The organism is Pantoea sp. IMH, from assembly GCF_000599885.1.
In the GTDB taxonomy this organism is placed as follows: Bacteria; Pseudomonadota; Gammaproteobacteria; order Enterobacterales; family Enterobacteriaceae; genus Erwinia.
Genome location: NZ_JFGT01000002.1, coordinates 313,632 through 339,315, shown reverse-complemented (window position 1 = coordinate 339,315; position 25,684 = coordinate 313,632). Strand labels below are relative to the sequence as shown.

Here is a 25,684-nt window from a genome sequence, read left to right as displayed (position 1 = left end):
CGGGCAGAGTTGATTACTCTGCCCTGAAAAAGCATTTTGAAAATATACCCCTTATAAATGGGCGTCATCGGCGATGGGAGTTTGGTTTCGAGCCGCTTAGCAACCGCAGCATACTTAAGTATGTGAGGAGTGCAGGCACTGCCGGAAATCAAACTACCGAGCAAGATAGCCCAAAAGGGGTCATAAAGAAGGGACATTACCGCCATGTTATTACCCTGGCTTATCCTTATCCCGTTCATCGGTGGCCTGCTCTGTTGGCAGTTGGAGCGCTTCGGTGCCAAATTGCCGCGCTGGATCGCGCTGATTGCAATGGGGCTGACGCTGGCTCTCTCCCTGCAGCTCTGGTTGCAGGGCGGCTATTCGCTGACGCAGTCTGCAGGCCTGCCGCAGTGGCAGTCTGAATTCCTGCTGGAGTGGATACCGCGCTTTGGTATCAACGTCCACCTGGCGCTGGACGGTCTTTCACTGCTGATGGTTGTGCTGACCGGCCTGCTTGGCGTGATGGCGATTCTCTGTTCGTGGAATGAAATCGAGAAATGGCAGGGCTTTTTTCACCTTAACCTGCTCTGGATCCTGGGCGGCGTCATCGGCGTGTTCCTCGCGATTGACCTGTTCCTGTTCTTCTTCTTCTGGGAGATGATGCTGGTTCCGATGTATTTCCTGATCGCCCTGTGGGGCCATAAGGCATCGGACGGTAAAACGCGTATTTCCGCCGCGACCAAATTCTTCATCTACACTCAGGCCAGCGGTCTGGTGATGCTGATTGCGATTCTGGCGCTGGTATTTGTGCACTACAACGCCACCGGCGTGTGGACCTTCAATTATGAAGATCTGTTGAATACGCCGATGTCGCAGACGGTGGAATATCTGCTGATGCTTGGCTTCTTCATCGCCTTTGCGGTCAAAATGCCGGTCGTTCCGCTTCACGGCTGGCTGCCGGATGCACATAGTCAGGCACCCACGGCGGGTTCTGTTGACCTGGCGGGGATCCTGCTGAAAACCGCGGCCTACGGTCTGCTGCGTTTTGCCTTACCGCTGTTCCCGAATGCGTCAGCGGAGTTCGCGCCAATAGCGATGTGGCTGGGTATTATCGGTATTTTCTACGGCGCGTGGATGGCTTTCTCGCAGTACGATATCAAACGTCTGATCGCTTATACCTCCATTTCGCACATGGGTTTTGTGCTGATTGCTATCTACACCGGCAGCCAGCTGGCATTTCAGGGCGCGGTTATTCAGATGATTGCGCATGGGCTGTCAGCGGCGGCGCTGTTTATTCTCTGCGGCCAGCTCTATGAACGTCTGCACACCCGTGATATGCGGCAGATGGGCGGTCTCTGGTCACGCATTAAGTGGCTGCCGGGCTTGTCGCTGTTCTTTGCTGTCGCTAACCTGGGGATGCCGGGTACCGGTAACTTCGTCGGTGAGTTTATGATCCTGACCGGCAGCTTCCAGAGCGTGCCGGTGATTATCGTCATCGCCACTTTCGGCCTGGTATTTGCCTCTGTTTACTCGCTGATCATGATGCAGCGTGCTTATTACGGCACGCCGAAATCGGAAACGCCGCTGCGGGGTATGTCACCGCGTGAGTTCCTGATGATCATGGTGCTGGTCGTGCTGCTGGTTCTGCTGGGAGTTTATCCGCAGCCGATACTGGATACTTCCCATGCTGCAATGAGTAATATTCAGCAGTGGTATACCGCTTCAATTTCAACTACAAGGCCGTAATTCGCCATGACAATAACTCCTCAACACTTGATCGCGCTTCTGCCGCTGCTGATCGTCGGATTGACGGTGGTAGTTGTGATGCTGTCCATTGCGTGGCGACGCAATCACTTCGTCAATGCCACGCTGGCGGTAATTGGGCTGAACATCGCGCTGTTCTCACTTTGGTTCGTGGGACACGCGGGCGCAATGGACGTCACGCCGCTGCTGCGTGTGGATGGCTATTCGATGTTTTATACGGGGCTGGTGATCCTTGCCAGCCTGGCTACCTGTACCTTTGCCTATCCGTGGCTGGCAACCTACCCCGACAACCGCGAAGAGTTCTACCTGCTGGTGCTGATTGCGGCGCTGGGCGGTATCGTACTGGCCAGTGCCAACCATCTGGCGGCGCTGTTTATCGGTATTGAGCTGATTTCTCTGCCGCTGTTCGGCCTGGTGGGCTACGCCTTCCAGCAGAAACGCTCGCTGGAAGCCAGTATCAAATACACCATTATGTCGGCTGTGGCCTCATCGTTCCTGCTGTTCGGGATGGCGCTGGTTTATGCCGATTCCGGTAACCTGGGCTTCCTGGCGCTGGGACAGAGCCTGAATGACAGCCTGCTCAGCCAGCCGCTGCTGCTGGCAGGTCTGGGCATGATGATTGTCGGTTTGGGCTTTAAGCTCTCGCTGGTGCCTTTCCACCTGTGGACGCCGGATGTTTATCAGGGCGCGCCTGCGCCGGTATCGACCTTCCTGGCGACAGCCAGCAAGATCGCTATCTTCGGCGTGGTAATGCGTCTGTTCCTCTACGCGCCGGTCGCGGACAGTGAAGCAGTCAGGCTGGTGTTAGCGATTATCGCCGTGGCGTCGATTCTGTTTGGTAACCTGATGGCTATCACCCAGAGCAACATCAAACGCCTGCTTGGCTACTCATCCATTGCTCACCTGGGTTACCTGCTGGTCGCGCTGATTGCTATTCAGACCCATCAGCTGTCGCTGGAAACCGTCGGCGTCTATCTGGCGGGTTACCTGTTCAGCAGCCTCGGCGCGTTTGGCGTGGTCAGCCTGATGTCCAGCCCGTACCGTGGTCCGGACGCCGACTCGCTCTACTCCTATCGCGGCCTGTTCTGGCACCGTCCGATCCTCTCCGCGGTAATGACGGTGATGATGCTCTCCCTGGCCGGTATTCCGATGACGCTGGGCTTTATCGGTAAGTTCTATGTGATTGCCGTAGGCGTGGGCGCGCAGCTCTGGTGGCTGACCGGCGCCGTGGTGGTGGGGAGTGCGATTGGCCTCTACTACTATCTGCGCGTGACGGTCAGTCTCTATCTGAATCCGCCTGAACTGTTACAGCGTGATACCCAGGCAAACTGGGCCTTCACCGCTGGTGGCGTTGTGGTGCTGATTTCTGCCATTCTGGTGCTGTTGCTGGGGATTTACCCTCAGCCGCTGATCTCTCTGGTGCAGATGGCGCAGCCGCTGATGTAACAGTGCTATCTTCAGATTTTAGCTGACAGAAATCCCGGCCTTGCAGGAGTCCGGGATTTTTTTGCGCTGTTAATCAACCAGTTCAATGCCCAGACTATCAAGCAGAGCCAGCGCTTCCTGGCGTGAAAATTTTGCACGGTCGACGGCATTGTTCAGTACATCAATAGTGAAATCCCAGGAATCGGTAAGATCTGCCGCCTGGAGATTGGTATTACCGAATAAGCTGCCGCCCATATCGCAGCCGGTCAGTGCAGCTTTACGCAGATCGCACTCTCTGAAATCGACTTCATGCAGCCTGCATCCGCTCATCATCAGGCCTTGCAACGTCAGGCCAAAAAACGATGCATTGGTCAGAATACATTGTGTAAACCGTAATTCATGATCCAGGTTAAAAGTGGGCCAGTAAGCCCGCGTCCAGTCGGTGCCGCTAAGCTTGCACTCGTTAAAGCTTACCTCGTTAAAGCGCGAACCGGTTATCTCCATCACGCTGAGATTACAGTGATCGAAGGAGCAGTTAATGAACTTGCAGCGGCTAAAGCGCGCGGCGGTGAAGTTGCAGTGGTCAAATTCGCAACCTTCAAAGATGGCCTCTTCGGTTAAGGAAGAGGAGAGATCAAGTTTCGTAAAAGACGCATCGAAAAATTCTTTATGATCGAGTAGCGTTGTCATACAGCCCTCATGCTGACTTTACAGATGAAAGTGATGATACCTTGTCACCCTTCAGCGCTTGAATAGATCGAAGAAATTATCACTAACGGGGAGAATATTGAGTGATTATCTGGCAGGACTTACATCACAGTGAGCTGAGCGCCACGCTGCTTTATCAACTCTTAGCACTGCGCAACGCGGTTTTTATCGTCGAGCAAAATTGCCCTTATCAGGATATCGACGGTATCGATCTGGCTGGCGAAAATCGGCATCTTCTGGGCATGCAAGACAATAAACTGGTGGCATATGCCCGCCTGCTGGCACCCGGCAGTCCCGCCAGTCCGGTAAAGATTGGCCGGGTTATCGTTGCCAGCGAAGCACGGGGTTTGCGCCTCGGTAACCAGCTGATGTCGCAGGCGATGGCCAGCTGCGAAGCGCACTGGCCGCAGCACAGAATCAGACTCTCTGCGCAGGCGCACCTTGGGAAATTCTACGCCCGCTTTGGTTTTAACGCGGTCAGCGATCTGTATCTGGAAGATAATATTCCACATGTTGATATGGAAAACTGATGGCTGACAGCAAAGCGGCGGGCCTTCAGTTAATCAGCCCACCCTGCGTCAGCCACTGACGGCGCTGTTCCGCCAGTTGCGCTTTCTCCGTACTGTGCTTTGAGACGGCTATTCTTAGCCGCTGCTGTTGGGTATAACGATCTTCCCGCGAGAGCTGAGTATCTCCACTCAGCTCACACAACAGGGTGTTCATATCCCGGATACTGTTTTTCGCGATCTCCTCGCTGACGCGCGCGGAGACTTCGGCAAGATGATCCATTTTTTATCCCCTAAGAACAGTTTAATTGTTGAATGAGTAGGGCACCGGCAACCAGCAGCGACAGCGGCGTCACGGGCAGTTCGAGATCGACCCAGGCTTTGTTGCCGCCATATTCCGTTTCGAAATGCCACCGCTCGTCGCTAAGCTGTCGATAAGTAAAAGGTAGTCCACGGTGTCGGCCACCGAAAGCCGCCCAGCGAAGGGCAGAACAGATGGCTTCAGCAGTAGGAAGGGAATCAGCGTTAGGCATAGCGAGTTACCTGTAAAGTAAATTTGAGTACTCACCCGATAACGCAATATGCATGCCAATTTATAATTTATTGTATTTTAAAAATATTTATCAAGGGGCTGTCAAAGTGACACCGTAAGTAGCGTGTCACTTTGACAATGCATTGTCAGTTTGACATTCAGTCTGACGCAGCGGATGCGAAGGGCGGAGCGAGGTCCGCCCGGTAAGGATCAGCCCGCCGTCATCTGGCGATCGTCGACATAGTGACGTTTGTCTGCAGGCGGCGGCATATACTGGTAAAGCCATGTCTCACTTAACGTCTCCTCTTTGCTGCGCAGGAACAGACGCAGCTCAACCGGATCGGCGGCTTCGCTGGTGGGGTACCAGTCAAAAAGGATCCGGTAACCGTTAATCGGCTCAAGATAGAGAATTTCAACCTGCTTCAGCGTCCCTGAAGAGGTGGTTATCACCGGTTCAATGCCTTTTGCCGCCGCGGCTTTCAGATCGCCGCCGACAAAGTCCACCGCAAAACGGCGTGCCCAGACTTTCGGATAGTGTTCGCCAGGCGCCCAGCCTTCCGGGAAGCCACCCATACCGGTGCGGGTGGCGTTAACGCGGGCAAGATCGCTGCGTACCGGCGGCAGGCCGCTCCAGTAAAGCTTGTAGCTGAAGCTGTGCTCACTGCCGGCTTTGATCGCCTTCGCCGGATGCCAGAAGCAGACAATGTTATCCAGCGTTTCGCCGGTCGTCGGGATTTCCATCAGATCAATGGTCCCTTTGCCCCACTGGCCTACCGGCTCCACCCACAGGCTCGGGCGTTTATCATACCAGCCGATAACATCCTGGTAGTCCTGGAAGTTATGGTTAAGCTGGAGCATACCGAAACCACGAGGGTTTTCATCCTCATAGCTGTTGAACGTCAGACGCTGTGGGTTGTTCAGCGGACGGCAGATCCACTCTCCTGAACCGGCCCACATCGCCAGGCGATCGGAGTCGTGGATCTGCGGATGGATGGTGTCACACATCCGGCGCTCATTATTGCCACAGCTGAACATGGTGGTCATCGGCGCGATGCCAAGCTGGCTGATATCTTTACGGGTATAGAGGTGGTTTTCCACCTCCATCACCACGCGCTTCTCTTCGCAATGAATGATGAATTTAAACGCCCCGGTACAGCTTGGGCCATCAAGCAGGGTATAAACGGTGAAGGTCGTGTCATCCGCTTCCGGCGTTTCAAACCAGAAGGCGGTAAAGTCCGGGAACTCTTCAGGTTCACTGCCGAACGTATTGACCGCCACGCCGCGCGCCGACAGGCCGTACTGATAGGTATCATCTACGGCACGGAAATAGCTGGCGCCCAGGAAAGAAACGATATCCCGGCGGGCAAGCTCCGGCTTTTTAAAAGCGCGGAAACCGGCAAAGCCCAGATCCGTTTTTCCTTCCAGCTGGCGGGTGTCGACGTTGGCATTGTTGTAGTTAAACAGCTCAGGGCGGAAGTGAATCTCACGCGCCTGGTTGTCAGCATCAATGGAGAACATGCGCAGACGGCGTTTAAACCCCATGCCTACGTGGAAGAACTGCACGTCAAGCTCGCGATTGGGAATGTCGTTCCACAGCGAGTGGTTGGCGTCATACTGAATTTCGTTATAGGCCTGTGGCGTCATGGTCGCCAGGGTTTCAGGCAAAGGCGCCGGTGCGCCGCCGTAGGGTTGCTTCGCCATGCCAGCGGCCATTTTCTTTAGCACGTCGAAATCAAAGCGTTTCGCAGTACCATCGGCAATATCGGTATCAGCCCAGGCAGCCTGGGCAAACAAGGTGGATAAACCGGACATTCCGCTGAGGGTAGCGAACGCCATTGACGCTTTCATAAACATTCTTCGATTCATGCCAGAAGCCATTTCCTTTGCTGAACGGAGTTTGTAGAGTCTGTTGTGCATATGCGCACCAGGCTGCAACGCTTATCGTGCGGCGTGCGGCCCCGCTTTACCCGAATTGTGAGATAGCTCACGGTGATTACGACAGTTGCTGCTTTGTTAAATTCAGTCGCCAGAAACTTATCAGAAATATCCAGGAAAAGCAGTGAATTCCTCTCTCTGCGCCGATTTCACGCCATTTCCTGATACGAATATACCGATACTGTCCGCGTTAACAGCATTTCCGCATCAGGCCGGTTATTCTTCCGACAGGAGCGACCTTGCCGATCGCAGCGGCATTAGCCTTTTTATTCGTAGTCAGGTGAGGAGGCATGCCGATACAAGCGGCATGGGCAAAAGCCGGTAGTGAAAGAAATTCGCTAAGTTTTTACTTTATCAGTCAATTCCTGGCCTGATTTAAGCGCAAGTTGGTCAGGAAGGTCTACAGTTAGTAGTTAGTAAGCTTACTTACACAAGGAGATGTTATGGCTAATATGACAACTGACCCACAAGAATCACGCCTGGACGACGATCTGGCGCTGCTGACGAAAACCCTGGAAGATGTACTGAAATCCTCCGGCGATCCGGCAGATCAGAAATATATCGAGCTGAAAGCGAAAGCGGAAAAATCACTTAACGACGTGAAATCCCGCGTGAGCAATGCTTCTGATACTTACTACTATCGTGCGAAGCAGGTTGCTTACCGCGCTGATGAGTACGTACATGACAAACCCTGGCAGGGCGTTGGCGTTGGCGCCGCGCTTGGTCTGGTGGTAGGACTGCTGCTGGCGCGTCGTTAATCGCCTCAGCCGTTCAGGCAAAAATGGGTGTCCTCAGGGACGCCCTTTTTTTGTCACTAATCCGGGTAGCGCGCCTGCAGCGCATTGCGTTACCGGACGGGCCTGGATCAACATTCACTTTCTGAGGCGGCGTTAAAATCACGCTTATTTCCTCTGCATGGATGAGCCGTTGTGCCGCTTTTATCTGCGCTTCAAATGCTGCGTCAGCAGCTCTCTCAGGTTACCGATGCCCGGACGGGTTATGCCAGTTTCACTGCCTCGGTTTCATCAGGGACGGAAAGCCTGGCCTGGCTGGCGGGGCAGCCGCACTGGCCGAAATTTTTCTGGCAGTCCCGCGATAACGGTGAAAGCCTGGCGGCCTGCGGCGAGCTGATAAGGGCAACGACACCGGCGGAGGCCATGCTGCTGGTCAAAACGCTGCCGCCCGGCTGGAAACTGACAGGCGCGAACGCGTTCGGGCCGGAGAGCTTTTTCTTTGCGCCCCGTCTGCTCTGGCAGGATGATCAGATGACGATATTTATCCATGGCGAGCTGTCGAAGGATGCGCGGCGGGCGATTGAATTTATCGATCGGCTGGTGCTTTTGACTGCGGCGGAAACGCTACCTCGCCGGACGGACGCTCTTTCTCATATGCCGGAGCGGGCGGCGTGGGAGCTGCTGGTGGAAAAAGCGCTCGCCGGGATTACGGCGGGCGCCTTCGACAAAGTGGTTCTGGCGCGCGCGACCGATTTGCATTTCTCCTCGCCGGTTCCGCCAGCGGCACTGCTGGCCGCCAGCCGCCACAAAAATCCTCACTGCTACCATTTTATGCTGGCGCCAGGCCCGTATAAGGCGTTTGTCGGCTCCAGCCCTGAGCGCCTTTACCGGCGGCAGGGCAAGCAACTGCAAAGTGAGGCGCTGGCGGGAACCTGTGCCAGCACAGCGGATGATCGCCTGGCCTTGCAGCTGGCTGAAAAACTGCTGAATGATGAGAAAAATCAGCGGGAAAACCGCCTGGTGGTGGAGGACATTTGCCAGCGGTTGCAGCCTATAACTGGTCACATCCAGGTTGCGCCTGTGGAAATTGTCCGGTTACGCCACGTGCAGCACCTGCGGCGGCAGATTCACTGCACGCTACAGGTTCAGGATGATGCACTCTGTCTTACTCAGCTCCAGCCAACGGCAGCGGTCGCCGGGCTGCCCCGGGAACCTGCCAGGCAATTTATCCGCGACTATGAACCTTTTCAGCGCGGCTGGTATGCCGGTTCGGTGGGGTATTTATCTGCCGCTGAAAGCGAATTTTCCGTGGCTTTACGTTCTGCTGAGATTGGCGGCAATCGCGTCCGCCTTTATGCGGGCGCAGGTATAGTCGCGGGTTCCGTCGCCAGCCAGGAGTGGCGCGAGCTGGATCAAAAAGCGGCGGGCCTTGGCGCACTGCTGGATCTGCATTTCATCCAGTAACCCTGCCTCAAATCAAAATACCCCCACTGCGCCCCTCATATACTTAGGGGGTGCTTTTTTGATCTGGAATGGGTTATGTCATGCAGCACCTTTAACCGCCGCTGGGCCGGCGTCATTCTTGAAGCCTTAACCCGGCAGGGCGTCCGTCATCTCTGCATCGCCCCCGGATCGCGTTCAGCGCCCTTAACGCTTGCGGCCGTCGCGCATCCCCGGCTGATCTGCCATACCCATTTTGATGAACGTGGGCTTGGGTTCCTGGCGCTCGGACTGGCGAAAGCGACCCGGCAACCTGTTGCGGTGATCGTCACGTCGGGTACGGCGGTGGCGAACCTCTATCCGGCCATAATTGAGGCGAAGCTCACCGGAGAGCGACTGGTGATACTCAGCGCGGATCGTCCGCCTGAGCTGATCGACTGTGGGGCTAATCAGGCCATCAGCCAGCCGGGCCTGTTTGCCAGCCATGCTGCTACCCTCAATCTTCCCGGTCCTTCTCCGGCGATTTCCGCCCGCTGGCTGGTGAGCGCCGTCGATGCGCTGCTGGGCCAGCACCCTTTTGGTGCCGTTCATCTCAACTGCCCCTTCGCTGAACCGCTTTACGGGGGCGATCCTGATGCCTTTCAGCACTGGTGGGATACGCTGGGCAACTGGTGGCAAAGCACGCAACCCTGGCTTCAGTATGAGGCTGAGGCGGACATACGCGTCCATGAAGAATGGGCGGAAATGCGCCTGAAACGCGGTCTGGTGGTGGTGGGCAAGGTGACGCCCGAAGAGGGTAAGGCGATCGCGGCATGGGCTGACCTGCTCGGCTGGCCGCTGCTGGCCGACGTTCAGTCACAAACCGGACAGCCGTTTCCCTTTGCTGAAATCTGGCTGAGAAAACCGCAGGCGCGCCAGGTGCTGTCACAGGCGGATGTGGTGGTGCAGTTTGGCAGCCATTTTGTCAGTAAACAGCTCACCCTCTGGCTGGCGAACCATCAGCCTGAAGCCTGGTGGCTGATTGAGCCGGTGCCCGGCCGGCGGGATCCTGCCCATCATCAAAGTTGCCGTATTGAGGCGGACATTCTCCGCTGGCTGGCGGCGCATCCTGCCGAAAAATGTATGGCATGGTGGCCGCAAATCGCCCGGTTTTCGGCCGCCGCCCGTGAGGCACTGACGACGCCTCCTCCTCCTTTCGGCGAGGCGCTGCTGGCGCAACGACTGTCGGACTTTCTGCCGGACGAGGGTGCGCTTTTCCTGGGCAACAGTCTTACGGTACGGCTGGTTGATGCCCTCGGCCAGCTCCCGGCGGGATATCCGGTTTTTGCCAGCCGTGGCGCAAGCGGTATCGACGGGCTTATCGCCACGGCAGCGGGCGTTCAGCGCGGAACAGCAAAACCTCTGCTGGTGGTGATGGGCGATCTTTCTGCGCTGTACGATCTCAACAGTCTTGCGCTGCTGAGGCAGGTCACCGCACCGCTGATACTGATCGTTATCAACAATAACGGGGGGCAGATATTCTCCCTGCTGCCAACGCCAGAAGAGGCAAGGGAGCGCTTCTTTGCTATGCCGCAGCATATCGATTTTTCCAGTGCCGCCGCGATGTTCGGGCTGCGCTACGCCTGTCCGGATAACTGGGACGATCTTTGTACGGCGGTGATGCAGGGCTGGCAGGCGCAAGCGACATTGATTGAGCTACGCGTTGCGCCCGAACAGGGGGCGCAGTTTCTGGCTCAGGCGGGGGAACGGTGAGACTTCATGCCCGCTGGCAGGGCGAGCGTGGCAGCGGCAGGCCGGTGCTGGTCTGGCTGCACGGTTTTCTGGGCTGCGGGGAAGAGTGGCAGGTGATACAGCGCCATTTCGCCGCCTGGCCGCAGCTGAGTCTCGATCTGCCGGGGCATGGCGGTTCCAGCGCCAGCCGCACTGAAGGTTTCGGGGCGCTTTCCTGTGCGATTAGCGAAACGCTACAGCGCTATCAGATTCAGCGTTACTGGCTAATTGGCTACTCCCTGGGCGGGCGCATCGCGCTTTTCCACGCCTGTCGGCAAATCACGCGAAAGCCAGTGGGTGTGATTGTAGAGGGTGCCCATCCCGGGCTGACCAGCGAGTCTGAACGGCAGGAAAGAAAGATAAGCGATGCCGCCTGGGCGCATCTTTTCCGCCAGCAACCGCTCTCACAGACGCTGGAACAGTGGTATCGCCAGCCGGTTTTTAGCGATCTGAGCGAGGCGGCGAGACGGAAACTGATCGCGCTGCGCCAGAATAATCACCCTGATGCGCTGGCCGATATGCTGCTGGCGACCTCACTTGCCCACCAGCCCGATCTCACTGCTGAACTCAAACAACTCAGCCTGCCCGTTCACGCCATTTGCGGCGAGCGCGACGCCAAATTTCTGCAGTTAGCGCAGCGGACGGCGCTGCCGCTGCACCTCATTCCCGCGGCGGGGCATAACGCTCACCGGGCTAATCCGCAGGCGTATGCTGACCGGTTGCGGCAAATTTTAACTGACTTTAAGGACTCCGCATGATTTACCCAGATGAAGACGAGCTCTATGCACCGGTTGAATGGCAGGAGTGCGGGATGGGCTTCAGTGATATCCGCTTCCATAAATCGCCGGAAGGGATAGCCAAAATCACCCTGAATCGTCCCGAAGTGCGCAACGCTTTCCGTCCACAGACCATCAAAGAGATGATGCAGGCGCTGAATGATGCGCGGCACGACGACGCTATCGGCGTCATCATTCTGACCGGCGAAGGGGATAAGGCGTTTTGCGCTGGTGGCGATCAGAAAATTCGCGGCGACTATGGCGGCTACCGCGATGAATCGGGCGTCCATCATCTTAACGTGCTCGATTTTCAGCGGCAGATACGGACCTGTCCAAAGCCGGTGGTGGCGATGGTCGCGGGGTATGCCGTCGGTGGCGGCCACGTTCTGCATATGATGTGCGACCTGACAATCGCGGCGGATAATGCCCAGTTTGGGCAGACGGGACCGAAAGTTGGCTCTTTTGATGGCGGCTGGGGCGCGGCCTACATGGCGCGTATCGTTGGGCAGAAAAAGGCGCGGGAAATCTGGTTTCTCTGCCGGATGTACAGCGCCCAGCAGGCGCTGGAGATGGGGCTGGTCAACACCGTGGTGCCGCTGGCGGCGCTGGAGAAAGAAACGGTACGCTGGTGCCGTGAAATGCTGGAGAACAGCCCGATGGCGCTGCGCTGCCTGAAGGCGGCCCTGAACGCCGACTGCGACGGCCAGGCCGGACTGCAGGAGCTGGCGGGTAACGCCACCATGCTGTTTTATATGACCGAAGAGGGGCAGGAAGGGCGCAACGCCTTCAACCAGAAACGCCCGGCAAATTTCCGCAAATTTAAGCGCAACCCATGATGCGTCGCGCCCAGTTATTTCACTACAGTATCCCGCTTGAGGCCGGCGTGGTCCTGCGGGACAGTCGGATCAAACAGCGTGAAGGACTGCTGGTCAAACTCCGCGAAGCGGGCCGCGAGGGGTGGGGCGAAATTGCCCCGCTGCCCGGATTCAGTCAGGAAACGCTCGATGCGGCGCAGCGGGAGGCGGCCGACCGGCTACGGTGTTGGGCCAGGGATGGCAGCGTATCAGAAAGTACATTGCCTTCGGTTGCCTTCGGCCTTAGCTGCGCCTGGGCAGAACTGGCGGATGAACTGCCTGCCGGGGCGGAGTGGCACAGCGCCATCCTTTGTAACGGCGATCCTGATGAACTGCTGCTTCGCCTCGGCGCGCAGCCAGCGCCCGTTGCCAAGATGAAAGTAGGGCTGTACGAACCGGTTCGCGATGCGATGATGGTAAATCTGCTGCTGGAGGCGTTGCCGCAGCTGACGCTGAGGCTGGATGCTAACCGCAGCTGGCGTCTGGAAAAAGCGCGGCACTTTGCCCGATTTCTCAACCCGCAGCAGCGCGCCCGCATCGCCTTTATCGAGGAGCCGTGCCGCACGCCCGATGACTCAATCCTGTTTGCGGCGGAAACCGGCATAGCGCTCGGCTGGGATGAGAGCAGCCGTGAAGCGGAATTTCAACTTGCGATAACGCCGCACCTGCGCGCGGTCATCATCAAACCCTCGCTCACCGGCAGCCTCTCCACCGTGCGTCAGCGGATAACTCAGGTGCAGCAGGCCGGTCTGAGCGCGGTGATCAGCGCTTCGCTGGAATCGAGCCTGGGGCTGACCCAGCTGGCGCGCCTGGCCCGCTGGCTGACGCCGGAAACCGTTCCCGGCCTGGATACGCTCGGATTCATGCAGCAGCAGCTGATACGGCGCTGGCCAGGTAACCCGCTACCGCTGCTCAGCGAGGCATCCCTGGCGATGGTATGGCAGAACTGAATCACTACCGGCTGACGTGTTCAGATGCTGACGATCTGAGGAGCTGGCCCTGGCAGCACTGGGCGCAGCGAAGGCCGGATGAAGCGGCGCTGCGCGTGGGCGGTGTCACTCTCTGCTGGACGCAGCTGGCAGAACAGGCGGAGCAGCTGGCGGCGGGCTTCAGGGTGCAGGGCGTTTCTCCCGGCTGTGGCGTTTTGCTGCGGGCTGCCAACAGCCAGGAGGCGGTGATGGCTTATCTGGCGCTGCTGCGTTGTGGCGCGAGGCTGATACCGGTTAATCCACAGCTTCCTCAGACGCAGCTGCTGGCGCTGCTCCCTTCGCTGAACCCTGACTTTATACTCAATCTGGCGGGGGACGCCTTATCTGATACTCATCCGGCAGGCCTGAAGGGGCAACCCCGCAGTGCGGACCCGACGCTGGGTCCCGTAGCGTTGTCATTAACGACATCGGAACACGTCTCTCCTTATTGCTGGGACAGCGCCGCCATCGCAACGCTGACGCTGACGTCGGGATCGGGCGGTCTGCCCAAAGCGGTAGCACATACCTTCAGCGCACATCTCGCCAGCGCAAAAGGCGTGAATGAACGGATCGGTTTTACCGCTGCGGATGCCTGGCTGCTCTCGCTGCCGCTTTTTCACGTCTCCGGCCAGGGCATTCTCTGGCGATGGCTCTCCGCCGGCGCCACGCTGGAGATTCCGGACGGCAGGCCGCTATACGAAGCGCTGGCGCACTGTAGCTTCGCCTCGCTGGTGCCGACGCAGCTCTGGCGTCTGTTGCAACAGCCTTCACTGCCAGCGGGACTGCAAACCGTGTTGCTGGGCGGTTCGGCCATTCCGGACCAATTAACCCGGCAAGCGGAAGCCAGAGATATCGCCTGCTGGTGTGGCTATGGCATGACCGAAACCGCGTCCACTGTGGCGGTGGGGCGGGCTGACGGCAGCGGCAGCGTGGGACGCGCGCTGGACGGTCATCAGATTGCGCTGGTGGCGGGCGAGATCCGGTTGAAGTCGGCGGCGCTGGGCGTGGGTTACTGGCGAAGCGGTGAACTGGTACCGCTGACGGATGACCAGGGGTGGTTCGCCACCCGCGACAGAGGGCGCTGGAGCAGCAGCGGGCTTCAGGTGTTGGGGCGGACGGATAATCTGTTCTTCTCCGCAGGCGAGGGCGTCCAGCCTGAGCTTATCGAGCGCATTCTGTTACAGCATCCTGCCGTATCTCAGGCGTTTATTGTGCCGCTGGCGGATGAAGAGTACGGTCACCGGCCGGTTGCGTTACTGGCGGCAACCGCGCCGCTCAGCGAGATTGCCTGCTGGGCCAGAAGCCGGCTGGCAGGCTTTCAGCGGCCTGTTCACTGGTATCCACTGCCCGATCTGAGCGGTGGCGGTATCAAAATCGCCCGCCGCCGCCTCGCTGAGTGGGTCGCCGATCGTCACTCTGTTAGCACAGCACAGAATTAAGTCGCGCTTCCGGCCCGTGCCGTGAAGAGGAAAAGAGAGTTGTGTTTAGGCGGGTTGCTTCATACAGTGAACGGATACAGGCAGACCCGGAGAAGAAAATGATAAGAGTGGAAATGCTCTCAACAGGCGATGAAGTGCTGCATGGCCAGATCGTCGACACCAATGCGGCATGGCTGGCGGAGGTCCTGTTCCAGAACGGCCTGCCGATGACCAGCAGGCAGACGGTTGGCGATAACCTGAATGAACTTGTCGACGTGCTTATCCAGCGCAGCAAAGTGGCCGATGTGCTGATCGTAAACGGCGGTCTCGGCCCGACCAGCGACGATCTGAGCGCGGTGGCGGCGGCGAAAGCGGCCGGGGTGGGGCTGGAGATGCAGGCGGAATGGCTGGCGAAGATGGAGGCCTTTTTTGCTGAACGGGGGAAGAAAATGGCTGACAGCAACCGGAAACAGGCTGAAATCCCTGAGGGTGCCGAGATGCTTGATAACCCGGTGGGAACGGCCTGTGGTTTTGCGCTGCCGCTGAACCGCTGCTGGATTTTCTTCACGCCGGGCGTGCCCTCCGAATATAAAGTGATGGTTGAGCAGCAGATTTTACCGCGCCTGAAAGCGCGTTTTGCGCTCCCTGAACCGCCGGTTTGCCTGCGGATGACCACATTCGGGCGGGGTGAAAGCGATCTTGCCTCGGCGATCGAACCGCTGCCGCTGCCTGAAGGTGTTGTGATGGGCTACCGCGCCTCTATGCCGATAATCGAACTCAAACTTAACGGCCCGGCCTCAATGCTGCCGGAGATGGAACGCTTCTGGCAGCAGGTGCGCGACATCGCCGGAGAAAGCGTGATCTTTGAAGGGACAGAAGGTTTGCCCGCTCAGCTGGCGCGTCGGCTACAGGCGAAAAACCTCAGGCTTGCGGTGAGTGAACAGTTTACGGCCGGATTAGTTCACTGGCAGCTGGCGTCTGCCGGCGCGGTGCTGGGTGAGGGGAATATCCTGCCGGCGCGTGCAGAATCCCTGCCAGCGCTTAGCCAACGTGCCAGTCAGCTGGCTGCCTCAGCCAGTGCAGAGGTGGTGCTGGTCGTGGGAGGCATGCAGGAAGAGAGGCTGGCTTTCGCGCTCCTGACGCCGGAAGGATGCTGGGCGCAGCGGGTGAAATTCAATGTTAACCGTCACGGACTGAAAACCCGTCAGGATGTGGTGGCGATGATGGCGCTGAATATGCTGCGTCGCTGGCTCGACGGCCTGGAGGTCACCAGCGGGCACGGCTGGATCGACGTGGAAGAAACGCTGAAAAGCTGACGTAAAAAAGGGGCGATGCCAGTCGCCCCGATCGCCGGATGCGCTCCCGAAATGGATCGCCCGTTTATCAGGCTTTCCCTTCACATCTCGATCTCAATATCTCCTTTTGCCGTACAGCAGCAGGGCAGGATCTCATCCTTCTGCACAAACGCCAGCGGTCTGGCGGCATAGCAGACCTCGCCCTTCAGCAGCCGGGTACGGCAGGAGCCGCAGTAACCCTCACGGCACTGATACTCGACCGGAATGCGGTGGGATTCCAGCGCATCCAGCAGGGAACGATGTTCCGCCTGGCAGTGCAGCTGCGTCCCGGAAGTCCGCAGCGTAATGATCGAACCCGCCATGTTACAGCTGGAAGTCGTCGAAGTCGTTTTCGCCCACTTCGGAGTCTATCTGACCTACCAGATAGGAGCTCACTTCCACTTCCTGTGGCGCAACCTGCACGTTATCGGAGACCAGCCAGGAGTTGATCCATGGGATCGGGTTGGAGCGGGTTTTGAACGGCAGATCCAGACCTACCGCCTGCATACGGATATTGGTGATGTATTCAATGTACTGCCACAAAATGTCTTTATTCAGGCCGATCATTGAGCCGTCGCGGAACAGATATTCTGCCCACTCTTTCTCCTGCTGGGCGGCCAGCACAAACAGGTCGTAGCACTCCTGACGGCATTCGCGGGCGATTTCCGCCATTTCCGGATCGTCTTCGCCGCTGCGCAGCAGGTTCAGCATATGCTGAGTACCGGTCAGGTGCAGCGCTTCATCACGGGCGATGAGGCGGATGATTTTGGCGTTACCTTCCATCAGTTCGCGCTCGGCAAAGGCGAACGAGCAGGCAAAGCTGACGTAGAAGCGAATCGCTTCCAGCGCGTTGACGCTCATCAGGCAGATATAGAGCTGCTTTTTCAGCGCGCGCAGGCTGACGGTCACGCTTTTACCGTTCACCTGATGCGTGCCTTCACCCAGCAGATGCCAGTAGTTGGTCATCTCGATCAGATCGTCGTAATAGCCAGAGATATCTTTGGCGCGGGAGAGGATCTGTTCATTGGTCACGATATCGTCAAACACGATCGCCGGATCGTTAACGATATTACGGATAATATGGGTGTAAGAACGCGAGTGGATTGTTTCCGAAAACGCCCAGGTTTCCACCCAGGTTTCCAGCTCGGGAATGGAGATCAGCGGCAGCAGCGCCACATTCGGGCTGCGACCCTGAATGGAGTCGAGCAGCGTCTGATATTTCAGGTTGCTGATAAAGATATGCTTTTCATGATCCGGCAGCGCCTGATAGTCGATGCGATCGCGTGAAACATCCACCTCTTCAGGGCGCCAGAAGAAAGAGAGCTGCTTTTCGATCAGCTTCTCAAAAATGTCATACTTCTGCTGATCGTAGCGCGCGACGTTAACCGGCTGGCCGAAAAACATCGGTTCATCCAGCTGGTTGTTTTTATTCTGCGAGAACGTTGTGTAAGCCATTTGCGTCAATCCAGTAAACGCGGGCCGGTCGGGCCGACCCGTGGAGTGAAGAAGGGGGCAGAGTAGCCCGCCCCTCAGTTAAACATTAAATCTTGCAGGCGCCGCTTTCGCAGCCGTCGTCCTGAATGGAAGGCGCCAGATCGTCCTGTGCGTCTTCAGCACCGTCGCGGGTGTTCTGGTAATAGAGCGTTTTCACGCCGAACTTATAGGCGGTCAGCAGATCTTTCAGCAGCTGCTTCATTGGCACGCGGCCATTGGCAAAGCGCGACGGATCGTAGTTGGTGTTCGACGAGATCGCCTGGTCGATAAACTTCTGCATCAGGCCGACCAGTTGCAGATAGCCGTCATTATTCGGCATATCCCACAGCAGTTCATAGCTCTCCTTCAGACGCTCATACTCCGGCACGACCTGACGCAGGATGCCGTCTTTCGAGGCTTTAATGCTGATATGGCCGCGCGGTGGCTCGATGCCGTTGGTGGCGTTAGAAATCTGCGACGAGGTTTCAGACGGCATCAGGGCAGAAAGCGTGGAGTTACGCAGGCCGTGGGTTTTAATCTGCTCACGCAGGCCTTCCCAGTCCAGATGCAGCGGCTCGTTGCTGATCGCGTCCAGATCTTTCTTATAGGTATCGATCGGCAGAATGCCTTGTGCGTAGGTGGTTTCATTGAACCACGGGCAGGCACCTTGCTCTTTCGCCAGCTCGTTCGACGCCTTCAGCAGGTAATACTGAATCGCTTCGAAGGTTTTGTGCGTCAGGTTGTTGGCGCTGCCGTCGGAATAGCGTACGCCGTGCTTCGCGAGGTAATAAGCGAAGTTAATCACGCCAATACCCAGCGTGCGACGCCCCATCGCGCCACGTTTGGCGGCCGGGATCGGATAATCCTGGTAGTCGAGCAGCGCATCCAGCGCACGCACCGCCAGGGTCGCCAGCTCTTCCAGATCGTCCAGGCTGTCGATGGCGCCCAGGTTAAAGGCGGAGAGCGTGCAGAGCGCGATTTCACCGTTTTCGTCGTTCACGTCCATCAGCGGCTTGGTAGGCAGGGCGATTTCCAGGCAGAGGTTAGACTGGCGAACCGGCGCAATGCTGGCGTCAAACGGGCTGTGAGTGTTGCAGTGATCGACGTTCTGAATGTAGATACGGCCGGTGGAGGCACGTTCCTGCATCATCAGCGAGAAGAGGTCAACGGCCTTGACGCGCTGCTTACGAATGCTGTCATCTTTTTCGTACTTGGTGTAGAGGCGCTCGAATTCATCCTGATCGGCGAAGAAGGCGTCATACAGACCTGGCACGTCGGACGGGCTGAACAGGGTGATCTCTTCGCCTTTCAGCAGGCGCTGATACATCAGCTTGTTAAGCTGCACACCATAATCCATATGACGTACGCGGTTACCTTCAACGCCACGGTTGTTTTTCAGCACCAGCAGGCTCTCAACTTCCAGATGCCACATCGGATAGAAAAGGGTCGCCGCGCCGCCGCGAACGCCGCCCTGCGAGCAGGATTTCACCGCCGTCTGGAAATGTTTATAGAACGGGATACAGCCGGTATGGAAGGCTTCGCCGCCGCGGATTGGGCTGCCCAGCGCACGAATGCGGCCCGCGTTGATGCCGATACCGGCACGCTGCGATACATACTTCACAATGGCGCTTGAGGTGGCGTTAATCGAATCCAGACTGTCGCCGCACTCGATCAGGACGCAGGAGCTGAACTGACGGGTTGGGGTGCGCACGCCGGACATGATTGGCGTTGGCAGGGAAATTTTAAAGGTGGAGATGGCGTCGTAGAAGCGCTTCACGTAATCCAGACGCTGATCGCGCGGGTAGCCAGAGAAAAGGCAGGCAGCGACGAGAATGTAGAGAAACTGCGCGCTCTCGTAGATATCGCCGGTGACGCGGTTCTGCGCGAGGTATTTCCCTTCCAGCTGCTTCACGGCGGCGTAAGAGAAGTTCATGTCGCGCCAGTGGTCAATAAAGCCATCCATCTGCTCAAACTCTTCCTGGCTGTAATCCTCCAGCAGGTGGCGGTCATATTTGCCAAGGTCAACCATACGCTTCACCTGATCGTAAAGCTTCGGCGGCTCAAACTGGCCATAGGCTTTTTTACGCAGGTGGAAAATGGCGAGGCGGGCCGCCAGGTATTGATAGTCTGGTGCGTCGCGGGAGATCAGATCGGCGGCGGATTTGATAATCGTTTCATGAATATCAGAGGTGCGGATCCCTTCATAAAACTGAATGTGGGAACGCAGCTCGACCTGCGAAACAGAAACGTTATGCAGGCCTTCCGCAGCCCAGTCAAGCACGCGGTGAATTTTGTCGAGGTTGATGCGTTCGGTGCGGCCATCGCGTTTGGTGACAAGCAGGCTCTGATTCATGTCGCGTAGGTATCCTGTCCGTGAGTCGAAAATACCCCTGGCTTATACACAGTCTGCCCCAATGTGGGTAAACCTGTGGATAAACACTATATATAGGGGTAAAAAGAAGTTGGAGTAACAATATGGTGAGTATTTTAGTAATTTATCCGCGCTTAACAAGGCTTGATTTTATCCGCGTTTTGCGGTTTGCAGGCTGGCATATTTCCTAAGTCCACGTTTCTCAAGGCCCTGGCGCAATGTCAACAGGCTGATAAAAATTTTAGAAATTTGATCAAGCGCGGCTTTCTTGTTCAGCCGCCAGGAAGCGCGGATTATTTTGCATCAGTCAGCGCCAGTAAGGTGAAGAAATTTTCCCGTTAGCGTCAGTAAATGCCTCCCTGATAACGTCGCCTGTCAGGCTGTCCTGCCGATCGGTAATTGTCCAACAGGAAAAGGTTATGTCGTGCCGGTTCTGACTGGGAAAACAGATTACCGCAGAAGTCTCCAGGCGCCGTTACGGCAGAGGCGCTGGCGCCTGGAAAAGGGTTAGTTGACCGGGCGGTGTGTATGCACCATGTAGTTAACGTCAACGCCGGGCGCCAGCTTGAACTTGTTGGTCAGTGGATTATAGTGCAGGCCGATCATATGGCGCTCGCGCAGCCCGGCCTCATCCACCCAGTTCAGCAGTTCTGAAGGCCGGATAAACTTTTTGATATCATGCGTACCGCGCGGCACCATACGCAGCACATATTCCGCGCCGATCACCGCCATCAGCCAGGCTTTGCTGTTGCGGTTTAAGGTGGAGAAGAACACCTCGCCGCCGGGTTTTACCAGCCTGGCGCAGGCATGGACCACCGAGCGGGGATCCGGCACGTGCTCCAGCATCTCCATGCAGGTCACCACGTCATACTGCCCGGCGAACTGTTCCGCGTGTTCTTCCACCGTCTGCTGGACATAATCCACCTTCACGCCGCTTTCCAGCGCGTGCAGACGGGCGATCTGCAGCGGCTCCGCGCCCATATCCAAACCGGTCACTTCCGCACCTTCGCGGGCCATACTCTCCGCCAGAATGCCGCCACCGCAGCCCACGTCGAGCACTTTCTTCCCGAACAGCCCCTCGCTGTACTGCGCAATGTAGCCGAGGCGCAGCGGATTAATCCGGTGAAGCGGCTTAAATTCTCCTTCAAGATCCCACCAGCGTGAAGCGACCGCTTCAAATTTGGCGATTTCGTCCCGATCGACGTTAGGGGTGGTGGCGTTTTGTTCAGCCTTCATTACGTGATTACTCCCTGCAAAGTTTGCAGCCAGTATACATCTTTCTGCGCCCTGATGGGCAGCGTTGCCCGGCGCGCTCACCGCCGTGGATTAAAGCGGGCAAAACGACGCTTTCCATTCACCATCAGGCCTTAAGGTGATATACTTTCGCACCTTTGAATCCGGGTATAATGTAGAGGGATAGCGGCTCCATGAGCGACCTAGCCAGAGAAATCACACCGGTCAATATCGAGGAAGAGTTAAAAAACTCTTACCTGGATTATGCCATGTCGGTCATCGTTGGCCGTGCATTGCCAGACGTTCGGGACGGCCTGAAACCCGTGCACCGTCGCGTGCTCTATGCCATGAACGTGTTAGGCAATGACTGGAATAAACCCTATAAAAAGTCCGCCCGTGTTGTCGGCGACGTAATCGGTAAATATCACCCGCATGGCGACACTGCCGTGTATGACACCATTGTCCGTATGGCGCAGCCGTTCTCGCTGCGCTATATGCTGGTCGACGGCCAGGGTAACTTCGGCTCCGTTGACGGCGACTCCGCCGCCGCGATGCGTTACACCGAAGTACGCATGTCTAAAATTGCCCATGAACTGCTGGCGGATCTGGAAAAAGAGACCGTCGACTACGTGCCAAACTATGACGGCACGGAGCAGATCCCCGAAGTCATGCCGACCAAAATCCCGAACCTGCTGGTTAACGGCTCTTCGGGCATCGCCGTGGGCATGGCGACCAACATCCCGCCGCACAACCTGACGGAAGTGATCAACGGCTGTCTCGCCTATATCGACGATGAAAACATCAGCATTGAAGGGCTGATGGAGCACATCCCAGGCCCCGATTTCCCGACAGCCGCCATCATTAACGGGCGTCGCGGGATCGAGGAAGCCTACCGTACCGGCCGCGGTAAGATTTATATCCGCGCCCGTGGCGAAGTGGAAGTCGATGCCAAAACCGGCCGCGAAACCATCATCATTCATGAAATTCCCTATCAGGTGAACAAAGCGCGCCTGATTGAGAAGATGGCTGAGCTGGTGAAAGAGAAACGTCTGGAAGGGATCAGCGCGCTGCGTGATGAATCCGATAAAGACGGTATGCGTATCGTGGTCGAAGTGAAGCGCGATGCGGTGGGCGAGGTGGTGCTGAATAACCTCTACTCGCTGACGCAGCTGCAGACCTCTTTCGGTATCAACATGGTGGCGCTGCATCAGGGCCAGCCGAAGATTATGCCGCTGAAGGATATTCTGGAAGCCTTCGTTCGCCACCGCCGTGAAGTGGTGACGCGCCGGACCATTTTCGAGCTGCGCAAGGCGCGCGACCGCGCCCATATCCTTGAAGCGCTGGCGATCGCGCTGGCCAACATCGATCCGATTATCGAGCTGATTCGCCGTGCGCCAACGCCTGCGGAAGCGAAAGCTGGCCTGGTTGCGCGTTCGTGGGAGCTGGGGCACGTGTCGGCCATGCTCGAGCGCGCTGGCGATAATGCCGCCCGTCCGGAGTGGCTGGAAGATGAGTTCGGTATTCGCGACGGTCAGTACTACCTGACCGAGCAGCAGGCTCAGGCGATTCTGGATCTGCGTCTGCAAAAGCTGACCGGTCTGGAGCATGAAAAGCTGCTCGACGAATACAAAGTGTTGCTGGAGCAGATTGCCGAGCTGATCCGCATTCTGGAAAGCGCCGAGCGTCTGATGGAAGTGATCCGCGAAGAGCTGGAACTGATCCGCGATCAGTTTGGCGACGAACGCCGCACGGAAATCACCGCCAACAGTGCCGATATCAACATTGAAGATCTGATCAACCAGGAAGATGTGGTGGTCACCCTGTCTCACCAGGGCTATGTGAAATATCAGCCGCTGTCGGATTACGAAGCGCAGCGCCGCGGTGGTAAAGGCAAGTCTGCCGCCCGCATTAAAGAAGAAGACTTTATCGATCGGCTGCTGGTGGCCAATACCCACGATACGATCCTCTGCTTCTCCAGCCGCGGCCGTCTCTACTGGATGAAGGTTTACCAGCTGCCGGAAGCGAGCCGTGGTGCGCGTGGACGTCCTATCGTCAACCTGCTGCCGCTGGAAGCGAACGAGCGCATCACCGCGATTCTGCCGGTGCGTGAATATGCGGAAGGCTGGAATATCTTTATGGCGACCGCCAGCGGCACCGTGAAGAAAACCGCGCTGACCGAGTTCAGCCGTCCACGCAGCGCCGGCATTATCGCCGTCAATCTGCGTGAAGACGATGAGCTGATTGGTGTGGCGCTGACCAACGGTAACGACGAAGCGATGCTCTTCTCTGCGGCCGGTAAAGTGGTGCGCTTTGCAGAAAATGCCGTCCGTGCCATGGGACGTACCGCGTCCGGTGTGCGGGGCATCAAGCTGGCGGAAGGCGACCGCGTGGTCTCGCTGATTGTGCCGCGTGACGATGGCGCGATTCTGACGGTCACCCAAAACGGCTACGGTAAACGCACCGCGAACAGCGAATACCCGACCAAATCACGCGCCACGCAGGGCGTTATCTCGATCAAAGTGACCGAGCGTAACGGACCGGTGATCGGCGCGGTGCAGGTTGTTGATGGCGATCAGATTATGATGATCACTGATGCCGGAACGCTGGTCCGTACCCGCGTCTCTGAAGTGAGCGTGGTGGGCCGTAATACGCAGGGCGTGATTCTGATCCGTACCGCAGAAGATGAGAACGTCGTCGGCCTGCAGCGTGTGGCAGAACCCGTCGCGGAAGAAGAGCTGGATGCTATCGACGGCAGCCTCGCTGAAGGGGATGAGGATATCGCCCCGGAAGTGGAGAGCGACGATGAGGCACCCGAAGGCGACGAAGAGGAGTAATCCTTAACGCCTACAAAAAGAGTTGATGTCCTTCAATTAAGCGCCATGAGGCTGAACGGATATTGAAGTATAAAGCACCGAACGATTTATATCTTCGGTGCTTTTTTGTTGGCAAAATGAAGATTCCTTCGCTTGCCATCCTGCTGCAACTCTAATTATTTGGGGTATAGTGATAATCATCATATTAAATGCGCGACCCTGGATTCTCCTTTTCCCAAACTGGCCCAAAAAATCCGATCTATTCTTTTGATTTATGTCAATAATTCTTTAACTGGCATTTATCTTTAAATGGCGATCAATGTATAAGCGAAAGAGACGTTGGCAATGATCCCCCTTAATCACAAAAAGGAGTTTGTGGAATGGCTATTCCGGTTTATTTATGGCTTGAAGATGATGGTGGAGCGCCCATAAAAGGCAATGTTGATGTAAGCGGCAGAGAGGGAAGTATTGAGGTAACTGAGTTAATGCACTCCGTGGAGCAACCTACAGACCCTATGACGGGCAACACCACAGCAAAGCGCTTACATAGTTCCTATTCATTTATGAAAGGCGTTGATAACGCCACCTGCTTTCTCTACAAAGCCCTGTCTATGGGGCAGACACTTAAATGGCTGTATTCAAGTTTTACCGAATCAATGATAACGGACAGGAAGAGGAATATTTCAGGACCACGTTGGAGAACGTGAAGGTAACAGAGATAGAATCCACACCTTCACCCGTAATGGTGAAACATACACAGCAGATTATGCAGGTGCAACAGGCTATAAGAATGACAGTTCTCAGGAGTGTGTCAGCAACAAAGGTCCACTTCCCAGAGGTACTTATACCATCGGTTCTCCCCACAATTCAGCCCATACGGGGAAATACACTCTCGACCTCACCCCCAATCTGAACAATGCTATGTGCGGGCGTTCTGCTTTCCGAATTCATGGTGCAAGCAAGAGGCATCCACTGGATTCATCCGAAGGATGTATTATCGCACCTGTCAGCGTCAGAAAGCGCATTTGGGCGAGCGGTGACAGGGAGTTAATAGTGAAATGAAATATCTTTTGGTACTTGCTGCTGTAGTTTCTCCCGTTGGTATGGCTACACAGATGGAAGGTTTCGGGGCCAACTACGACCAGGATGATTCATACATTGCTAACTACGACACCAACAAAGGTTTAGCGCCTGAGGTGATTATTGGCGACAGCATCTTTGTCATGGAATTTAGCCGTCTTTCAGATATTGCAAAAACGACTGGCGTAGCGGTTAATCAGAGCGAACAGGCATCATGGCTTTGCCTTGCCGCTAAAGGTATTGATTACTGGTTTATCTCTGATAATGAGATGGGGCAGGGGGATTTAACCTCTGTGGCAATAGCCACATCCAGACAACATAAAGGGTGTTCTCATTATAACGGTGATGTAAGCGTTACGATTAAAGGGGTTCCTTTGCTGAACGCGTCACCAGAAGATCTCTCATCGACGTTTTCAAACAATCCAGATGGCAACATCATTCAATATTGCGCTGACACTAAAACCTACGGTGATTTCACTCAGCTAAACTGCCTTCAATATTTTTTTGAAAACAAGAATGTCAAAGGCGTGTTTATTAGTCAGGTTACATCCAGCTAAACGCTATCATCAAG

Annotated in this window: 22 protein-coding genes and 1 pseudogene; 15 read left to right on the top strand and 8 right to left on the bottom strand. The window is 56.5% G+C overall.

Translation table 11 applies throughout. The features are described 5' to 3' along the window. The first annotated feature begins 204 nt into the window (after positions 1-204). Positions 205-1,725: an NADH-quinone oxidoreductase subunit M gene (nuoM, locus tag EA20_RS0101550; RefSeq protein WP_024965156.1), complete on the top strand. Its 1,521-nt coding sequence runs from the start codon at positions 205-207 to the stop codon at positions 1,723-1,725. Positions 1,726-1,731: 6 nt separating this feature from the next. Next, on the top strand, positions 1,732-3,189 hold the full coding sequence (nuoN, locus tag EA20_RS0101545; protein ID WP_024965155.1) for an NADH-quinone oxidoreductase subunit NuoN: 1,458 nt from the start codon (positions 1,732-1,734) through the stop codon (positions 3,187-3,189). 69 nt (positions 3,190-3,258) lie between these two features. Here the strand turns inward: nuoN and EA20_RS0101540 are convergent, their stop codons facing one another. Next, positions 3,259-3,858, bottom strand: a complete 600-nt coding sequence (locus EA20_RS0101540; RefSeq protein ID WP_024965154.1) for a pentapeptide repeat-containing protein — start codon at positions 3,856-3,858, stop codon at positions 3,259-3,261. Between the two features lie 101 nt (positions 3,859-3,959). Here EA20_RS0101540 and EA20_RS0101535 point away from each other — a divergent pair, with 101 nt between their 5' ends. Further along, entirely contained in the window at positions 3,960-4,406 is a 447-nt protein-coding gene (locus EA20_RS0101535) for a GNAT family N-acetyltransferase (RefSeq protein ID WP_024965153.1), read from the top strand. A gap of 25 nt (positions 4,407-4,431) precedes the next feature. Here EA20_RS0101535 and EA20_RS0101530 read toward each other — a convergent pair whose 3' ends face one another. From EA20_RS0101530 to EA20_RS0101520, 3 genes are all read right to left on the bottom strand, one after another. Further along, positions 4,432-4,665, bottom strand: a complete 234-nt coding sequence (locus EA20_RS0101530; RefSeq protein ID WP_024965152.1) for a DUF2526 family protein — start codon at positions 4,663-4,665, stop codon at positions 4,432-4,434. 10 nt (positions 4,666-4,675) lie between these two features. Beyond that, positions 4,676-4,915, bottom strand: a complete 240-nt coding sequence (locus tag EA20_RS0101525; protein ID WP_024965151.1) for a hypothetical protein — start codon at positions 4,913-4,915, stop codon at positions 4,676-4,678. A gap of 209 nt (positions 4,916-5,124) precedes the next feature. Continuing rightward, a complete protein-coding gene (locus EA20_RS0101520; protein WP_024965150.1) occupies positions 5,125-6,780 on the bottom strand; it encodes a glucan biosynthesis protein D in 1,656 nt (551 codons plus the stop codon). 521 nt (positions 6,781-7,301) lie between these two features. Between EA20_RS0101520 and elaB the strand changes: the two genes are divergently transcribed. From elaB to EA20_RS0101480, 8 genes are all read left to right on the top strand, one after another. Beyond that, the gene (gene elaB / locus EA20_RS0101515; protein ID WP_152540203.1) at positions 7,302-7,607 is read left to right on the top strand and encodes a stress response protein ElaB; all 306 of its coding nucleotides are present in this window, start codon (positions 7,302-7,304) and stop codon (positions 7,605-7,607) included. A 171-nt stretch (positions 7,608-7,778) separates the two neighbouring features. Next, a complete protein-coding gene (locus EA20_RS0101510) occupies positions 7,779-9,047 on the top strand; it encodes an isochorismate synthase (protein WP_369699772.1) in 1,269 nt (422 codons plus the stop codon). 75 nt (positions 9,048-9,122) lie between these two features. Continuing rightward, positions 9,123-10,775 carry a 2-succinyl-5-enolpyruvyl-6-hydroxy-3-cyclohexene-1-carboxylic-acid synthase gene (menD, locus tag EA20_RS0101505; RefSeq protein WP_024965147.1) on the top strand — a complete coding sequence of 551 codons (1,653 nt, stop codon included), beginning with the start codon at positions 9,123-9,125 and terminating at the stop codon, positions 10,773-10,775. Further along, the gene (menH, locus tag EA20_RS0101500) at positions 10,772-11,551 is read left to right on the top strand and encodes a 2-succinyl-6-hydroxy-2,4-cyclohexadiene-1-carboxylate synthase (RefSeq protein WP_024965146.1); all 780 of its coding nucleotides are present in this window, start codon (positions 10,772-10,774) and stop codon (positions 11,549-11,551) included. Before menD ends, menH begins: the two co-directional genes overlap by 4 nt. Beyond that, positions 11,548-12,405, top strand: coding sequence for a 1,4-dihydroxy-2-naphthoyl-CoA synthase (menB, locus tag EA20_RS0101495; protein WP_024965145.1), 858 nt, complete (start codon positions 11,548-11,550; stop codon positions 12,403-12,405). Before menH ends, menB begins: the two co-directional genes overlap by 4 nt. Next, positions 12,405-13,373, top strand: coding sequence for an o-succinylbenzoate synthase (menC, locus tag EA20_RS0101490; RefSeq protein WP_024965144.1), 969 nt, complete (start codon positions 12,405-12,407; stop codon positions 13,371-13,373). The genes menB and menC overlap by 1 nt, the downstream gene beginning before the upstream one ends. Next, the gene (gene menE, locus EA20_RS0101485) at positions 13,361-14,830 is read left to right on the top strand and encodes an o-succinylbenzoate--CoA ligase (protein ID WP_024965143.1); all 1,470 of its coding nucleotides are present in this window, start codon (positions 13,361-13,363) and stop codon (positions 14,828-14,830) included. The genes menC and menE overlap by 13 nt, the downstream gene beginning before the upstream one ends. Positions 14,831-14,928: 98 nt before the next feature. After that, entirely contained in the window at positions 14,929-16,125 is a 1,197-nt protein-coding gene (locus tag EA20_RS0101480; protein ID WP_024965142.1) for a nicotinamide mononucleotide deamidase-related protein YfaY, read from the top strand. A gap of 80 nt (positions 16,126-16,205) precedes the next feature. On the opposite strand, the gene yfaE is transcribed toward EA20_RS0101480, so the two are convergent. From yfaE to ubiG, 4 genes are all read right to left on the bottom strand, one after another. Then, positions 16,206-16,466: a class I ribonucleotide reductase maintenance protein YfaE gene (yfaE, locus tag EA20_RS0101475; RefSeq protein ID WP_024965141.1), complete on the bottom strand. Its 261-nt coding sequence runs from the start codon at positions 16,464-16,466 to the stop codon at positions 16,206-16,208. Position 16,467: 1 nt separating this feature from the next. Beyond that, positions 16,468-17,598 (bottom strand): class Ia ribonucleoside-diphosphate reductase subunit beta, encoded by a 1,131-nt coding sequence (gene nrdB / locus EA20_RS0101470; protein ID WP_024965140.1) that lies wholly within the window; start codon positions 17,596-17,598, stop codon positions 16,468-16,470. Positions 17,599-17,683: 85 nt separating this feature from the next. Continuing rightward, a complete protein-coding gene (gene nrdA, locus EA20_RS0101465; protein WP_024965139.1) occupies positions 17,684-19,969 on the bottom strand; it encodes a class 1a ribonucleoside-diphosphate reductase subunit alpha in 2,286 nt (761 codons plus the stop codon). A gap of 525 nt (positions 19,970-20,494) precedes the next feature. Next, a complete protein-coding gene (ubiG, locus tag EA20_RS0101460) occupies positions 20,495-21,223 on the bottom strand; it encodes a bifunctional 2-polyprenyl-6-hydroxyphenol methylase/3-demethylubiquinol 3-O-methyltransferase UbiG (protein WP_024965138.1) in 729 nt (242 codons plus the stop codon). Between the two features lie 191 nt (positions 21,224-21,414). On the opposite strand from ubiG, the gene gyrA reads away from it, so the two are divergent. The 4 genes and pseudogenes from gyrA to EA20_RS0101445 all read left to right on the top strand — a co-directional run bounded on the left by gyrA (position 21,415) and on the right by EA20_RS0101445 (position 25,670). Continuing rightward, a complete protein-coding gene (gene gyrA, locus EA20_RS0101455; RefSeq protein ID WP_024965137.1) occupies positions 21,415-24,054 on the top strand; it encodes a DNA topoisomerase (ATP-hydrolyzing) subunit A in 2,640 nt (879 codons plus the stop codon). Positions 24,055-24,413: 359 nt separating this feature from the next. After that, positions 24,414-24,754, top strand: a pseudogene (gene tssD / locus EA20_RS20515) (type VI secretion system tube protein TssD); the annotation flags it as partial. Next, positions 24,712-25,095 (top strand): tlde1 domain-containing protein, encoded by a 384-nt coding sequence (locus EA20_RS21035; RefSeq protein WP_369699777.1) that lies wholly within the window; start codon positions 24,712-24,714, stop codon positions 25,093-25,095. The pseudogene tssD and the gene EA20_RS21035, both read left to right, overlap by 43 nt. Beyond that, a complete protein-coding gene (locus EA20_RS0101445) occupies positions 25,092-25,670 on the top strand; it encodes a hypothetical protein (RefSeq protein WP_024965136.1) in 579 nt (192 codons plus the stop codon). The genes EA20_RS21035 and EA20_RS0101445 overlap by 4 nt, the downstream gene beginning before the upstream one ends. Positions 25,671-25,684 lie beyond the last annotated feature (14 nt).

Bases quoted from the DNA above. Each gene is read 5' to 3' on its own strand.
- elaB (WP_152540203.1), top strand. From the start codon at position 7,302: ATGACAACTGACCCACAAGAATCACGCCTGGACGACGATCTGGCGCTG.
- EA20_RS0101525 (WP_024965151.1), bottom strand. From the start codon at position 4,915: ATGCCTAACGCTGATTCCCTTCCTACTGCTGAAGCCATCTGTTCTGCC.
- EA20_RS0101540 (WP_024965154.1), bottom strand. From the start codon at position 3,858: ATGACAACGCTACTCGATCATAAAGAATTTTTCGATGCGTCTTTTACG.
- ubiG (WP_024965138.1), bottom strand. From the start codon at position 21,223: ATGAAGGCTGAACAAAACGCCACCACCCCTAACGTCGATCGGGACGAA.
- yfaE (WP_024965141.1), bottom strand. From the start codon at position 16,466: ATGGCGGGTTCGATCATTACGCTGCGGACTTCCGGGACGCAGCTGCAC.
- menD (WP_024965147.1), top strand. From the start codon at position 9,123: ATGTCATGCAGCACCTTTAACCGCCGCTGGGCCGGCGTCATTCTTGAA.
- EA20_RS0101520 (WP_024965150.1), bottom strand. From the start codon at position 6,780: ATGAATCGAAGAATGTTTATGAAAGCGTCAATGGCGTTCGCTACCCTC.
- nrdA (WP_024965139.1), bottom strand. From the start codon at position 19,969: ATGAATCAGAGCCTGCTTGTCACCAAACGCGATGGCCGCACCGAACGC.
- EA20_RS0101480 (WP_024965142.1), top strand. From the start codon at position 14,929: ATGATAAGAGTGGAAATGCTCTCAACAGGCGATGAAGTGCTGCATGGC.
- menE (WP_024965143.1), top strand. From the start codon at position 13,361: ATGGCAGAACTGAATCACTACCGGCTGACGTGTTCAGATGCTGACGAT.
- nrdB (WP_024965140.1), bottom strand. From the start codon at position 17,598: ATGGCTTACACAACGTTCTCGCAGAATAAAAACAACCAGCTGGATGAA.
- EA20_RS0101530 (WP_024965152.1), bottom strand. From the start codon at position 4,665: ATGGATCATCTTGCCGAAGTCTCCGCGCGCGTCAGCGAGGAGATCGCG.
- nuoM (WP_024965156.1), top strand. From the start codon at position 205: ATGTTATTACCCTGGCTTATCCTTATCCCGTTCATCGGTGGCCTGCTC.
- EA20_RS0101445 (WP_024965136.1), top strand. From the start codon at position 25,092: ATGAAATATCTTTTGGTACTTGCTGCTGTAGTTTCTCCCGTTGGTATG.
- menB (WP_024965145.1), top strand. From the start codon at position 11,548: ATGATTTACCCAGATGAAGACGAGCTCTATGCACCGGTTGAATGGCAG.
- nuoN (WP_024965155.1), top strand. From the start codon at position 1,732: ATGACAATAACTCCTCAACACTTGATCGCGCTTCTGCCGCTGCTGATC.
- menC (WP_024965144.1), top strand. From the start codon at position 12,405: ATGCGTCGCGCCCAGTTATTTCACTACAGTATCCCGCTTGAGGCCGGC.
- gyrA (WP_024965137.1), top strand. From the start codon at position 21,415: ATGAGCGACCTAGCCAGAGAAATCACACCGGTCAATATCGAGGAAGAG.